This is a genomic window from Pseudacidovorax sp. NFM-22 (assembly GCF_021401245.1).
Lineage (GTDB): Bacteria > Pseudomonadota > Gammaproteobacteria > Burkholderiales > Burkholderiaceae_C > Xenophilus.
The window spans coordinates 1-13,564 of the sequence record NZ_JACBFY010000005.1 but is presented as its reverse complement, the minus strand read 5'-3'; the positions used below and the strand labels follow the sequence as shown (position 1 = coordinate 13,564).

The 13,564-nt window shown below is 72.5% G+C and carries 13 protein-coding genes; 3 read left to right on the top strand and 10 right to left on the bottom strand.

Features of this window, described 5'->3' with window-relative positions:
- Window positions 1-7 precede the first annotated feature (7 nt).
- On the top strand, window positions 8-1,432 hold the full coding sequence (locus L0984_RS17710; RefSeq protein WP_234195078.1) for a diguanylate cyclase domain-containing protein: 1,425 nt from the start codon (window positions 8-10) through the stop codon (window positions 1,430-1,432).
- On the opposite strand, the gene L0984_RS17705 is transcribed toward L0984_RS17710, so the two are convergent.
- The 4 genes from L0984_RS17705 to L0984_RS17690 all read right to left on the bottom strand — a co-directional run bounded on the left by L0984_RS17705 (window position 1,394) and on the right by L0984_RS17690 (window position 4,061).
- Window positions 1,394-1,909, bottom strand: coding sequence for a DoxX family protein (locus L0984_RS17705; RefSeq protein ID WP_234195077.1), 516 nt, complete (start codon window positions 1,907-1,909; stop codon window positions 1,394-1,396). The two genes, L0984_RS17710 and L0984_RS17705, sit on opposite strands and share 39 nt — an antisense overlap.
- Window positions 1,906-2,796, bottom strand: coding sequence for an HvfC/BufC N-terminal domain-containing protein (locus L0984_RS17700; protein WP_234195076.1), 891 nt, complete (start codon window positions 2,794-2,796; stop codon window positions 1,906-1,908). Before L0984_RS17700 ends, L0984_RS17705 begins: the two co-directional genes overlap by 4 nt.
- Before the next feature lie 98 nt (window positions 2,797-2,894).
- On the bottom strand, window positions 2,895-3,749 hold the full coding sequence (gene bufB, locus L0984_RS17695) for an MNIO family bufferin maturase (protein WP_234195075.1): 855 nt from the start codon (window positions 3,747-3,749) through the stop codon (window positions 2,895-2,897).
- 21 nt (window positions 3,750-3,770) lie between these two features.
- Window positions 3,771-4,061, bottom strand: coding sequence for a BufA1 family periplasmic bufferin-type metallophore (locus tag L0984_RS17690; RefSeq protein WP_234195073.1), 291 nt, complete (start codon window positions 4,059-4,061; stop codon window positions 3,771-3,773).
- Window positions 4,062-4,238: 177 nt separating this feature from the next.
- On the opposite strand from L0984_RS17690, the gene L0984_RS17685 reads away from it, so the two are divergent.
- A complete protein-coding gene (locus tag L0984_RS17685; RefSeq protein ID WP_234195072.1) occupies window positions 4,239-4,796 on the top strand; it encodes a sigma-70 family RNA polymerase sigma factor in 558 nt (185 codons plus the stop codon).
- Entirely contained in the window at window positions 4,793-5,434 is a 642-nt protein-coding gene (locus tag L0984_RS17680) for a DUF1109 domain-containing protein (protein ID WP_234195071.1), read from the top strand. Before L0984_RS17685 ends, L0984_RS17680 begins: the two co-directional genes overlap by 4 nt.
- Before the next feature lie 6 nt (window positions 5,435-5,440).
- On the opposite strand, the gene L0984_RS17675 is transcribed toward L0984_RS17680, so the two are convergent.
- The 6 genes from L0984_RS17675 to L0984_RS17650 form a co-directional block, all read right to left on the bottom strand.
- Window positions 5,441-6,397 carry a LysR substrate-binding domain-containing protein gene (locus L0984_RS17675; RefSeq protein WP_076506207.1) on the bottom strand — a complete coding sequence of 319 codons (957 nt, stop codon included), beginning with the start codon at window positions 6,395-6,397 and terminating at the stop codon, window positions 5,441-5,443.
- Window positions 6,398-6,464: 67 nt separating this feature from the next.
- Window positions 6,465-7,463: a Bug family tripartite tricarboxylate transporter substrate binding protein gene (locus tag L0984_RS17670; protein ID WP_234195070.1), complete on the bottom strand. Its 999-nt coding sequence runs from the start codon at window positions 7,461-7,463 to the stop codon at window positions 6,465-6,467.
- 41 nt (window positions 7,464-7,504) lie between these two features.
- Window positions 7,505-8,692 carry a tricarballylate utilization 4Fe-4S protein TcuB gene (gene tcuB / locus L0984_RS17665; RefSeq protein ID WP_234195069.1) on the bottom strand — a complete coding sequence of 396 codons (1,188 nt, stop codon included), beginning with the start codon at window positions 8,690-8,692 and terminating at the stop codon, window positions 7,505-7,507.
- Complete coding sequence (gene tcuA / locus L0984_RS17660; RefSeq protein ID WP_234195068.1) at window positions 8,679-10,139, bottom strand: FAD-dependent tricarballylate dehydrogenase TcuA; 1,461 nt, start codon at window positions 10,137-10,139, stop codon at window positions 8,679-8,681. The genes tcuB and tcuA overlap by 14 nt, the downstream gene beginning before the upstream one ends.
- A gap of 160 nt (window positions 10,140-10,299) precedes the next feature.
- On the bottom strand, window positions 10,300-11,088 hold the full coding sequence (locus L0984_RS17655) for a cyclase family protein (protein WP_234195067.1): 789 nt from the start codon (window positions 11,086-11,088) through the stop codon (window positions 10,300-10,302).
- Between the two features lie 70 nt (window positions 11,089-11,158).
- On the bottom strand, window positions 11,159-12,757 hold the full coding sequence (locus L0984_RS17650) for a phytoene desaturase family protein (protein WP_234195066.1): 1,599 nt from the start codon (window positions 12,755-12,757) through the stop codon (window positions 11,159-11,161).
- Between the last annotated feature and the right edge of the window lie 807 nt (window positions 12,758-13,564).

Sequence of the window (13,564 nt, the reverse complement as noted above, 5' to 3'; positions counted from 1 at the left end):
CGCGCCCTTGCCCAGCACCCACCACGACACCGACCCCGGCATGACCGAAGCGGGCCGCCTGCGCGCGCTGGCCGAGCTGCAGATCATGGACACGCCGCCCGAGTCGGCCTTCGACGACCTGGCCTGGCTGGCGGCCTCGATCTGCCAGGTGCCCATCGCGCTGGTCACGCTGGTCGACGCCGAGCGCCAGTGGTTCAAGGCCCGCTGCGGGCTGGACTTCGACAGCACGCCCCGCAACGAGGCCTTCTGCACCCACGCCATCGCGCAGTCCGACCTGCTGGAGGTGCCCGACATGCGTGCGGACGCCCGCTTCGCCGGCTATCCCTCGGTGCTCGGCGCGCCGCATCTGCGCTTCTATGCGGGCATGCCGCTCATCGGCGAGGCCGGCTGGCGCTACGGCACCTTGTGCGTCATGGACCGGACGAAGCGCCGGCTGTCCGAGGTGCAGCGCGAGTCGCTGCGGCGTCTGGCCGCGCGGGCGGCCGACCTGCTGGAGAACCGCCGCCAGCGCATCCTGGGCGAAAGCCGCGCCGCCGCCATCGCCGAACTGCTGGAGGCCCTGCCCGACGGCGTGGTGACCTGCGACGGCGGCGGCACGCTGCAGGAATTCAACAAGACGGCGCGCGAGTGGCATGGCGTCGACCCGCGCGCCCTGCCGCCAGCGCAGTGGCCGGCCTACTTCGGCCTGTGCGAGCCCGACGGCCGAACCCTGCTGGCGCCCGAGCGCGTGCCGCTGGCCCGCGCCTATGCGGGCGAGAAGGTGCGCGGCCAGGCCATCGTGATCCGCACCCCGGGCATGGAGCCGCGCACCGTGAGCTGTAATGCGAGCCCGCTGCGCGCGCCCGACGGCCACAGCCTGGGGGCGGTGTGCACCATGCACGACATCACGGCGCAGGCCCGGGACTCCCGCCAGATGGAGGTGCTGGCCATGACCGATGCGCTGACCGGCCTGCCCAACCGCACGGCCTGGTTCGCCGAGCTGGAGCGGGCCCTGGCCCGCGCCCGTCGTGCCGGCCTGCCGGTGGTGGTGGCCTTCATCGACCTGGACGGCTTCAAGGACATCAACGACGCCCATGGCCATGCCGTGGGCGACGAGGTGCTGCGGGAATGCGCCCACCGCCTGCAGGCCAGCTGCCGCCAGGGCGACTACCTCGCGCGGCTGGCCGGCGACGAGTTCGTGCTCTTCCTGGACCACGCCAATCCGGCGGTGGCCGACCTCGCCGCAGTGGCGCAGCGCATCCACGCGGCCCTCGGCGCGCCGGTGCATGTGGCCGGCCGGGCGCTGGGGCTGGGGTGCAGCATCGGCTTTGCCACCGCGCCGGCCGACCAGGCGCAGGCTGCCGACCTGCTGCACCAGGCCGATGCCGCCATGTACCGCGCCAAGCGCGACAAGTCAGTGCCCTTCGTGGTGGTCGACGCCGCCGGCGCCTGACGGCATCCGCCGCCCGCGGCGGCGCCGCTGCAGCCAGCCATCGACGGACCAGCGGCCGCCGCCGTGCACCAGCAGGTACAGCAGCAGCCCGGCCCAGGACAGGTGCGTGGGCCAGGCCGACGGGTAGACGAAGAGCTGGATCACCAGCGTCATGCCCAGCAGGCCGAGCGCCGGCAACCGCGTGGCCAGGCCCAGCACCAGCAGCACGGGCAGCACATGCTCGGCCGTGGCTGCCATCTGCGCGGCCAGCTCGGGCGGGATCAGCGGCAACCGGTATTCGGTGCGGAAGAGTTCGTAGGCGCTGTCGTTGATGTGGAACCAGCCATCGACCTTGGTGCGGCCCGACTGCCAGAAGATGGCGGCGATGGCCAGGCGGTCGATCAGGGCCAGGGCATCGTGCCAGGCGGCGCGCTGGCCGAAGGCGGCCAGGCGGTCCGCCCAGGTGGAGGTGGGGCGCAGCAGCGGGGGCGTGTTCATGGTTCGTTCGCCGTGGTGAGGTCGAGGCCCAGCACCTGCCAGCCGAGCAGCTGGCCGATGAGGGAAGCGATGGCGCAGCCGGGATCGGCCGCGAGGGCCTGGGCACTGGCGTCCAGCAGCGGCAGCTGCCGGGCGCAGGCGTCCAGGAAGGCGCAGCCGGCGCGGTCCAGCGGATGCCATTCGACGACCTCGCCCGGCCGCACGAGCAGGGCACCGTCGGGCTGCCAGGGCAGGTCGGCCAACGCATCCGCATCCGCACCGCTGCGTGCGGCCTGCCAGATCGCGAATACCGGCATGTCGGCATGCCAGGCCCAGCGGGCCGAGGGCAGGGGGCGCAGGCGCAACTGCCCCAGGGCCTCGTGCGGCAGGCCGGCGAGGTGGCCGGCGTGCACCGGCGGCGCCTCGGCCGCCTGGTGGGCTTCGAGCCACAGCCGGTCGAGCCGGCACACCGCGCCCAGCCAGGGCAGCCCCGCGGTGGACGGCAGTCCGGCCAGGAAGTCGGGCAGGCCCTCGCCATAGCGCAGCAGGCGGGCGTCGGTGGGCCACTCGTGCCGCAGCAGGTACTCGGCGGCGGCGCTGCGCAGCCAGTCCTCGCCCACCAGCCGGGCGGTGGCCGGATGGTTGGCCACCAGGGCCTCGATGCAGGCGCGCCGCAGGCCGTTGCGGTAGACGGCCAGGCCGGGTTGGCTGGCCAGCGGTCCTCCGGCCTCGGGTGCGAGCAGGGCCGTGTGCAGCAGGTCCTGGAAGTCGGCCGCGGGGTCGGTCGTTTGCAGCAGGGGCCCGAACTCGTCCCCGGGCTCGGTCGTGTGCAGCGGCCGAGATGCGACGCGCGGCTTGGCTCCCTCTCCCCTCGCGGGAGAGGGCTGGGGAGAGGGGGCTGCGCCCATGGCCACGTGCGCGACTGTCGGGGCGCCCGCGCCCCCTCTCCCCAACCCCTCTCCCGCGAGGGGAGAGGGGCTCGAAGAGGTGCTTCTCGCGCTGTGTTTCATTTCAGAATCTCCAGCAGAGAGGACTCGTCCAGGCATTGCTGGGCCCGGGCCCGCTCGGCCATCAGGTCGGCGAAGGCGGGCACGTCCTCGTCGCGTTCGAGCAGCACGGGCCGCGGTCCGTGCCGGCGCAGAAAGCGCGTGAGCAGGGTCCACACGTCGGGCGCCACGGCGCGGTCGTGGGTGTCCACCAGCAGGGCCTCGCCATGCACCGGGTCGGGCGCGTGGCCGGCGATGTGCAGTTCCATCACCGCCTCCGCCGGAAAGGCGTCGACGTAGGCCGCGGCGTCCTGCCCCAGGTTGCGGCAGGACACCTGCACGTTGTTCAGGTCCAGCAGCAGGCCGCAGCGGGTGCGGGTCACCAGTTCGGCCAGGAAGTCGATCTCGGCCCATCGGTGGCCGTCCAGGCGCAGGTAGTGCGACGGGTTCTCGATGGCCAGGCGCCGGCCCAGCGCCTGCTGCGCCTGGTCCACGCGTTCGGCCAGGCGCGCGAGGGCCGCATCGGTGCGCAGCACGGGCAGCAGGTCGGGCAGGTAGCGGCCACCGATGCGCGACCAGGCCAGGTGCTCGGAGACGAGCACTGGCCGCAGCCGATCCACCAGGGCGCGGAAGCGCCGCAGGTGCGCTGCGTCGAGCGGCTCGGTGCCGCCCAGCGACATCGCCACGCCATGCAGCGACAGCGGATGCCGCGCGCCGATGCGCTCCAGCCAGGCCAGGCGCGGGCCGCCGTCGACCATGTGGTTCTCGGGATGGACCTCGAACCACAGGCCCTCGGCATCGGCGGCCAGGGCCTCGTCGAAGTGCTGCGGCTTGAGGCCGAGGCCCGCGCCGGGCATGGCCGTTGAAGGGTGCATGGCGATGCGGCGCCCGGACGATCAGGACTTCATCGGCGTCAGCGAGCCCATGCCCTTGGGTGTCTTCATGCTGGTGCAGGTGCCGGCGGGCACGTTCTTCCAGGCGTTGGCCTGGTAGTCGACCTTGGAGGTGCCGGCGCAGGTGGTGCCGGGGCCGGCGGCGCAGTCGTTCTTGCCGGCCATCGCGACGCCGTAGCACTTCTCCATCTTGGCCATGGTGTCGGCGGGCTTGCTGTCCTGGGCATGGGCGATGCCACCGGCCAGGGCGGCGAGCAGGAAGGCGGCGGAGGCGAGGGGGCGGGTCGAGGTCATGGGGAAGGCTCCTGAATGAAGGGGGTTGGAAACGGCCACCGCCATCGCGGCGACCGCTGGTTAATTCAGCCCGGCCACGTTGCGGGTTACGCGGCCGGCACAATCGCCCGCAAAAAAGAAAGTCCCGGCGCGTGTAACCCGCGCGCCGGCTGCGGCGAACTGAGAGAGGCTTTCCGAATGAGTACCGCCGAAGCCCACCTGCGCACGCTGTTCCTTCGTGGACTCGATGGCGATGCCGCGGCCTACCGCCAGTTCCTGTCGGAGCTGGCGGCGCACCTGCGCGCCTTTCTGCGGCGGCGCATGTTCGGCTGGCCCGACGACGTCGAGGACCTGGTCCAGGAGTGCCTTCTTGCCATGCACAACCAGCGACACACCTACCTGCGCGACCATCCGGTGACGGCCTGGGCGCATGCCATCGCGCGCCACAAGCTGATCGACCACCTGCGCCAGAAGTCCTCGCGCGAGGCGCTGCACGAGCCGCTGGACGACGCGCTCGAACTGGTGGCCGACTCGGACACCGACGCGCAGGAGGCGCGCCGCGACCTGCTGGTGCTGCTGGACACGCTGCCCGACCGCCACCGCCTGCCCATCGTGCACACCAAGCTGCAGGGCCTGTCGGTGGCCGAGACGGCCAAGCTGACCGGCATGTCCGAATCGGCCGTGAAGGTGGGCGTGCACCGCGGCCTCAAGGCCCTGGCCGCCCGGCTCGGCATCGACAAGGAGGCGGCCGCATGAAGACCGACGACCTGGTGAACCTGCTGGCGCAGGACGCGGCGCCGGTGCCCGCGGCGGCCGCCTCGCGCCGCCTGTGGCTGGCGCTGGCCTGCAGCGTGCCCCTGTCGCTGCTGATCATGCAGGCGGGTTACGGCATGCGCGGCGACCTGTGGCGCGTGATGGCGCTGCCCATGCTGTGGGTCAAGCTGTCCGTGTCGCTGTGCGTGGCGGCGGCCGGGCTGCTGATGGTGCGGCGCCTGGCCAGCCCGGGCGTGGGACCGGGCCGTGCCGGCTGGCTGGCCGTGGTGGCGGTCGGCTTGCTGTGGGCCCTGGCCGTGTGGCGCTGGATCGACATGCCGCAGACCGTGCGCATGCCCGCGCTGATGGGCCAGACCTGGCGCACCTGCGTGGTCAACATCGGCCTGATCGGGCTGCCGGTGTTCGTGGCAGCCTTCTGGATGCTGCGCGGCATGGCCGCCACGCGGCCGCGCCGGGCGGGTGCCGCGGCCGGCCTGCTGGCGGGCGGCGCCGGCGCCACGGTGTACGCGCTGCACTGCCCCGAACTGACGGCGCCCTTCCTGGCCACCTGGTACGTGCTCGGCATGCTGCTGCCGGTGGCCGCCGGCGCCGTGCTGGGGCCGCGGCTGCTGCGCTGGTGAAAAAGCTCAGACGAGCGTGACGCCCGCCCAGCGGCCGTCCTCGACCAGCGCGCGCACGCTGTCGCGCATCACGCCGCGCGCCGCCAGCACGGCAGGCGCAAGCTCTTCGTCGGCCCGGCTGCACAGCAGGTTGACGCGGCGGGCCACCGGCGCGTCCAGCCGCGCGTGGTGGAAGCGCCGGTCGGCATCCGGGTAGCGACCCAGGGCGGCCCAGGGCTGCAGCGTGGCGCCCAGGCCCGCGTCCACGGCCGCCATCACCATCGCCAGCGAATCGACCTCCAGTGCCACCTGCGGCGCGATGCCTGCGCGGTCGAAGGCGGCGTCGATGGCACTGCGCAGCCCGTGCGGGCCGGTGGGCAGGATCAGCGGCTCGGTGCGCAGCGCCTCAATGTCCACCTGCGGCGGCAGCGCGGGCTGGCCGATCGAGCGGATCAGGAACAGGGCTTCTTCCATCAGCGGCAGCACCTGCCAGCCGCGGCCGGCGCCGCCCGCCGGTTCGTGCAGCGCCAGCGCGTCGGGCCGGTGGCCGAAGAGGATGGCGAGGTCCAGTTCGCGGGCGCGCAGCATGGCCGCCAGGTGGCCCGACATGCCCTCGACCATGTGCAGCCGCACCTCCGGATAGCGCTCGCGCATGGCCTGCATCAGCGGCAGGCCCAGCAGCGCCGAGGTGGTGGGCGCCAGGCCGATGCTGACGCTACCCGACAGCCGCGCCTGCTGTGCCGAACGCACTGCCTGCTCGGCATGGCGCAAGGTCAGCTTGGCCTCGTGGAAGAAGGCCAGTCCCGCCTCGGTGGGCGTGACGCCCTGCGGCGTGCGCTGCAACAGCCGCGTGGCCAGTTCGCCTTCCAGGCGCGAGACCTGCTGGCTGAGCGCGGACTGCACCACGTCCAGCTCCAGGGCGGCGCGGCTCATCGAGCCGGCCTCGACGATGCGGACGAAGTAACGCAGCTGGCGCAGTTCCATGGGCCGCGATTGTCCTCAGCGGCCGGGCCGCCGTCGCCCGGTCATGCCAGGGGCCGGCTCCCGGCCCTCATTCCGCCGTCAGCTTGCGCGCCCGGGCGATGGCGCCCCACTGGTCGTATTCCTTGCGCATGAAGGCCGCGAACTCGGCGCGCGTGGTGGGCTGGGGCGTCAGGCCGTGCTTGGTGAGGGCCTCGCTCACGCCCGGGTCGTTCAGCACCTTGACGATCTCGCGGTTCCAGCCGTCGAGGATGGGCGTGGGCGTCTTGCCCGGCGCGACGAAGGCATACCAGTTGAGCGCCTCGAATCCCGGATAGCCCGACTCCGCCATGGTCGGGATGTTGGGCAGGTAGGCCGGTCGCTTGAGGCTGGTGGTGGCCAGCGGGATCAGCGTGCCCGCCTCCACATGCGGCATGGCCGTGGGCGGCGCCGCGAAGTACGAGGCGATGCGCTCGCCCAGCAGGTCCTGCAGTGCGGGGGCGCCGCCCTTGTAGGGCACGTGCACCATGTTCACGCCCGCGCGCTGGTTGAACAGCTCGCCCGCCAGATGCGAGGCCGAACCCGCGCCGGTGGAGGCGAAGTCGATGCTCTTGCGCTTGGCGAGCGCGACGAATTCCTGCAGGTTGTGCACGCCCAGGCCCTTGTGCACCACCAGCACGTTGGGAAAGTACACGCCGCCCGAGACGGGCGCCAGGTCCTTGAACGGGTCGTAGCTCAGCTTCATCAGGTGCGGCGCGATGGTCAGCGGTCCGACCGAGCCGAAGAGCAGCACCGTGCCGTCGGTGCGCTGGCCGGCCACGTACTGGTGCGCGATGTTGCCGCCGGCGCCCGCCTTGTTGTCCACGATCACCGGCTGGCCGATGTTCTCGGACAGCTTCTTCGCGATCAGCCGCGCGGCGGCATCGGCCGCGCCGCCGGGCGCGAAGCCAACCACCAGCGTGACCGGCTTGCGGGGCGGAAAGTCCTGCGCCTGGGCGGTCGAGTGGAAGGCGGGCAGCAGCGCGGCGCCGCCCAGGGCGGTGCAGGCCAGGCGCGCCAGCAGGGCGCGGCGGTGGGAGGAAGTCGTCATGGTGTCTCCGAGCAGGGTCTGGAAGGGGGAAGGCGCGGGCCTCATTCGCCGCCGGCCGCGGCCGGGTTGGGCAGTCGCTTCTCGACGGCAAAGCGCAGCAGCGCGGCGCTGCGGAAGATCCCGTGGGCGAACTTGCCGTAGGGCAGGGTGGCGAAAAGCGCCATCACCGCGCCCAGGTGCAGGCACAGGGTGAGCGGCATGGCGGCGCTGCCGCGCGCCAGCCACAGCGCGAGGCCGCTGGCGCTGGTCAGGAACAGCAGCGCAATGAAGCCGCGGTCCATCGGCCGCTGGGCCGCATCGCCATGCATCGGATGGCGCCGCAGGTGCAGCCAGCCCAGGCCGGCGCTGCCGGCCATCAGCATCACGCCGCCCACCACGCCCAGCAGCTTGGGCAGGCTGGGCAGGTCGTAGGGCGCGGGCAGCCCCAGCGCGTAGTGGTAGAGCGTCGCCACCGACGTGGCCGCGAAGCACAGCAGGAAGCCGTAGAAGGTCAGGTGGTGGAAGCGCCGCCGCGCCAGGGTGGGGCCGTCGTCGGCCTCGTGGCAGCCCTCGCCGTGGCCGCCGTCCAGGTAACGCAGCCGGGCGATGTCGCCGGCTGCCTCGGCACCGGCGGGGCCGCTCACCGCCACCGCACCGGTGACCGGTGTCACGGCCCGCCAGAACCGGCGCACGCCCAGGGCCAGCGCCAGCACCGCGAACAGGAACACGGGCGCGAACAGGCCCACCATCAGGTTGTGGGGGAACAGGTCGTAGAAATTCCCGCCCGCCGGTATCGTCCGCCACAGCCCACCCTTCAGGGCCAGGGCCAGCGCCAGGAACAGCCCCAGGCCCAGCGCCAATGCCACCGACAGCGTGAGGCCGTTGCGCTCGTACAGCCGGCCCAGGGCCGGCGGCCAAGCGTAGTCCTGGTAGGTGCGGGCCCGCACCCGGGCCATGGCCTGCGGCACGTTGACCGCGAAGGCATGCGGCGGTGCGTACTGGCAGGCATGCAGGCAGGCGCCGCAGTTGTGGCAGAGGTTGGCCAGGTAGTGCACGTCCGCCACAGGAAAGGCCAGCCGCCGCGTCATGGCCGGAAAGACGGCGCAGAAGCCTTCGCAATAGCGGCAGGCATTGCAGATCTGCAGCTGGCGGGCGACCTCGTCCTCGGCCGCGGTGGCGGCCGGCACCGGCACCACCTCGCCCAGCGCCAGCTGCCGGGCCTCCTTGACCATGGCATCAAGCGCTTGCATGGGCGTTCTTCTCCTTGTCGTCGGCGATCACGTTCGCCAGGGTTGTCATGGGTTGCTGCCGGGCCGCCAGGGCCGCGTTCCGGCCGGCGATGCGGCCGAAGGCGGTGCCGATGCTCATGCCCACGCCGGCGGTGTAGCCCTTGCCGAGCACGTTGCCGGCCATCATTTCGCCGGCCACGAAGAGGTTGGCGCTGGCCGCGCCGCCGAAGCGCACGGCCGAGGTGTCGTCGGTCTGCAGGCCCAGGTAGGTGAAGGTCACGCCCGGGCGCACGGCATAGCCGTAGAAGGGCGCCTGCACGATGGGCCGGGCCCAGTGCGTCTTGGCGGGCGCCAGGCCTTCGGTGTGACAGTCGTCCAGCACCGTGTGGTCGAAGCGGCCCACGCGGCAGGCGGCGTTGTAGGCCTGCAGCGTCTGCATGAAGGTGTGGCCCGGCAGGCCCAGCTGGGCGGCCAGCTCGGGCAGGCTGTCGGCCTTCACGCCCGGGAACACCGGCGGCATGAAGCGGCCGATGGCCTGGCTGTCGATGATCGAGTAGCCGATCTGCCCCGGCTGCATGGCCACGAGGCGGCCCCAGATGGCGTAGCGCTTGGGCCAGAAGTCCTCGCCCTCGTCGTAGAAGCGTTCGCCCTCTCGGTTGACCACCACGCCCAGCGACACGCAGTCGATGCGGGTGCAGATGCCGCCGTCGTAGAGCGGCGCGCGGGCATCGATGGCCACCATGTGGGCCTGCGTCGGGTCGCCGATGCGGTCGGCGCCATGGGCTTCCAGCAGGTGGCGCAGCAGCACGCCCTGGTTGAAGGCGGTGCCGCGGATCAGAAAGTTGTCGGAGGGGAACTCGCCGCGCGCATTGCGGCCCCAGGCCTCGCGCAGCCAGTCCCGGTTGGACTCGAAGCCGCCCGCCGCCAGCACGCAGCTGCGGGCGGCGATGCGCTCGCCGGCCACGGTGTGCGCGGCGACGAAGCGGCCGTCGGCGTCGATCTCCAGCCGGTCGACCGGCGCCTCGTAGCGCACCTGCACGCCCAGGGCCTCGGCGCTGCGGTAGTAGGCATTGACCAGCGCCTTGCCGCCGCCCATGAAGAAGGCATTGGTGCGCGCCACGTGCAGCGCGCCCGACAGTGGCGGCTGGAAGTGCACGCCGTGGCGGCGCATCCAGGGGCGGCAGTGGGCGGAATGGCGGATGGCCAGCCGCGCCAGCGGCTCCTGCGTCAGGCCGCCGGTGACCTTGAGCAGGTCCTGCCAGAACTCCTCTTCCGGGTAGGCCTCGACCAGCACGTCCTGCGGTGCATCGTGCATGCAGCGCAGGTTGCGGGTGTGGGCCGAATTGCCGCCGCGCCAGGCGCGGGGCGCGGCCTCCAGCAGCAGCACGCTGGCGCCGGCCTCGCGCGCCATCAGCGCGGCGCACAGCGCGGCATTGCCGCCGCCGATGACGAGCACGTCGGGTTGCATCGTGGGACTGTCTCTTCCTTTGAATGGTCTCGCCGGCCGCGGAGTCGGGCCGGACGAGGCGCACTGTAGGAAGCAGGACGCCCGCGGTGCAGGGGGGCGCGGTCATGGGGGTATCACGCCGCCAGATGGCTGCGTGCCCGCCGGCCGCGTGCTGGCACCCTCAGTCGGCGTTGGCCACCAGCGCCAGCACCCGCAGCGGGCTGCCCGAGCCGCCTTCGATCTTCAGCGGCGCGGCCAGCACGATGGCGCCCTGGGGCGGCAGCTGGTCCAGGTTCCTGAGGCACTGCAGGCCGTACTTGTTGGCGCCGTGCATCAGCGTGTGGCAGGGGTAGGCCACCGGCCAGGCATAGGACTGGCCGGCGTCGGTGTTGATGGTCTCGACGCCGAAGCCGCGCACGTTGCGCTCGCCGATCAGCCATTCGACGGCCTCCTGCGTGGGGCCCGGCGTGTGGGCGCCGTCCTCGCGCATGTTGACGAAGGCGGCCGGGTCGTTGATGCGCTTGGACCAGTCGGTGCGCAGCAGCACCCAGGCGCCGGCCGGGATGCGGCCGTGGGTTTCTTCCCAGGCGCGCAGGAAGTCCACGGTGAGCAGCCAGTCGGGGTTCTCGGCCACCGGCGCGCTGGCGTCGATGACGCAGGCGGGGCCGATGAACACGCTGGGGTCGATGGTGTCCACCGTGTTGGCCGGATGGTCCTTGCCGGTGATCCAGTGGGCGGGCGCGTCGAAGTGCGTGCCGGTGTGTTCTCCGCAGGAGAAGTTGTTCCAGTACCAGCCGGGGCCCGCCTCGTCGTACTGCGAGATGCGCTCCATCTTGAAGGCCCACACCTGGCCGAACTGCGGCGGCAGCTGCAGGGCCGGGAAGCTGGACGACAGGGTCTGCGTCAGGTCGACGATGCGCAGGGCGCCGGTGGCGATGTCCTGGGCGAACTGGGCGAGGGAGGCGGTCATGGTCGTGGGCTCCGTGAGGAAGGGCGAACGGGAAATCGTCGAAGAGGGCAGGGGGCGGCGGATGCGTGCGTCACAGCGCGCCGAGGGCCCGGGCCACGTGCACGCCCGAGGCGCCGCCGAGGCCCGGCCCGGGATGGGTGGAGGCGCCGATGTGCCAGAGATGGGCGACCGGCGTCTCGTGGTTGCGCAGCCCGCGCAGGGGCCGCCAGAGGAAGTACTGGTCGAGGGCGCAGTCGCCGCCATACGGATCGCCCCCCACCAGGTTCATGTTGAGGCGCGGCAGGTCCGCGGGCGAGAGCACGGCACGGCCGAGGATGCTGCCGGGCAGGTTGGGCGCATGGCGGGCGATCTGTGCGATCACGCGGTCGGCGTAGGCCTCGCGCAGGGCGGTCGTCCATTGGCCGCCGGGCGGCACGTCCAGTTCGCCGGCCGCATCGCCGAGGGGTTCGCGCGGGCATTCGGGCAGCTGGATCCACAGGATGTGCCGGCCTTCGGGCGCGCGGCTCGGGTCCAGCGCCGTGGGCTGTGCCACGCAGATCGTGGGCGCGGCCGGCAGCAGGCCGCGCTCGGCCTCGTTGACGGCGCGGGAGATGGCGTCCGGCCCGCCGCTCAGGTGCAGGTAGCCGACCTTGTCGAGCGCGCGATCCGGCCACTGCGGCGGCTCCGAGAGGGCCAGGTGGATCTGCATGTTGCCCTTGCCGTAGCGCCACTGGCGCGCCTGGCCGGCGATCTCGGGCGGGATGTGTTCCGGCGCCAGCAGGCGGCCGTAGAGCTGCGTGGGCGTGGCGCTGACGACCACCTCGCTGGCGCGCAACTGACGGCCGCCGACCAACTGCACGCCGACGGCACGGCCGCGCTCGACCAGAATGCGTTCGACGTCGCAGCCGGTCTCCAGCGTGCCGCCGGCCTCACGGATCAGCCGCTCGAAGGCGCGCACGGTGTTGGCGTTGCCGCCCTGCACCAGCGGCATGCCGACGGCCTCCAGCGTGAAGGCGACGACCTGGGCCATCAGCGCGGAGAGGGGCGAGTCCGGCCCCAGGCCGCAGTGCAGCACCCAGGGCGCGAGCAGCGCACCGACCAGGTCCGACCCGAAGCGCTGCTGCAGCCAGGGCCGGGCGGGCGTCAGGGCCTCGCCGAAGAAGCCGGCCAGGGCGTGCGGGCCGTCCTTCCATGCGGCGCCGGCGAGGGTGCGGGCCGTGTTCAGCTTCCACAGCTCGTTGCCCAGCAGCGAGAACACGAGCGGCGCGCGTTCGGCCATGCCCGCCAGCGTCTGCACGAAGGCCGCGCCGTCGCCGGCATGCAGGGCCTCCATGCGCTGGCGGTTGAGCTGCCGCGAGGTGGAGAGCACCAGATGCCGGCCATCCGGCATCAGCACGCCGGTGGGGCTGTCGGTGTTGCAGTAGGCGAGGCCCGCCTCGTGCAGCGCCTTGCCGAGTGCGGCGTAGGCGGGGCCGACGAGGAAGAGCGGGTGTGCGGTGGAGAGCGTGTCGTGCTGGAAGCCGGGCAGCGTCAGTTCGTCGGTGCGGATGCAGCCGCCGAGCGTGGACTCGCGCTCCAGCACGCGCACCTTGCGCCCCTTGCGGGCGAGCAGGGCGGCACACACGAGGCCGTTGATGCCGCTGCCGATGAGCAGCACGTCGTCGGGGGCTGGGTTTGGGGGGCTTGCCATGGTGGGCATCTTTGCCGTGGTTGTGGGCCGGGGCTATCCGGTTCGGGTGGGTGGCTATCCGAATCGCGACGGAAGTTCTTGGGGCGTGGTTTTTGGTTTGGGTGTCGGCTTTTGCCGGTGTCATGCAGTGGGGGGCGGCGGTGGCAGGTGGCAGGTGGCAGGCGGCAGGCGTATCGTGGGCTTGAGGTGCAGGTCTGGGGTGTTCTCGTGGGGGCAAGGCCGGGGGCGCGCGCCGGTGCCGGGCCCTGGGTGCGCGGGCTCATACGGGGTCGGTCGGCCCTGCGGGCCGACTGCGCTGCGGTGCTCGGATGGACGGGCACGCGGCATAACTCGCTACGCGCTTCGCGCTGCGCTCAGACAAACGCCGCGAGTCAGATCACGAAGCAGGCCTGTCCTTCGGCAGGCCTGCAGCCCGTCCATCCTGCGCGCCTCGCCGACCCCGAAATCGCCCGCGCACCCTGGGCCCGGCACCGGCGCGTGGAGACTGGCGTGGGTGATCGACGGAGGCCAGTGCCCCCGCGTCGATCGCACAGAGCCTCTTGCTCCCTCTCCCCTCGCGGGAGAGGGCTGGGGAGAGGGGGGCGGTGGCCCGCAAGAAGCGCAGTGGTGATGTGACCGCCCCCTCTCCCCAACCCCTCTCCCGCGAGGGGAGAGGGGCTACGCGCAGCACGCATGCCGGCCGATCAACCCCGCCTCAGGCCCTGGTGCCGGTGAGGGCGTGGCGGCGCGCCTGTGGGGCGCCGAGGAGCGCAGGGCGGACGGGCTGCGGGCCTGCCGAAGGACAGGCCCGCTTCGTGAACTGACTCG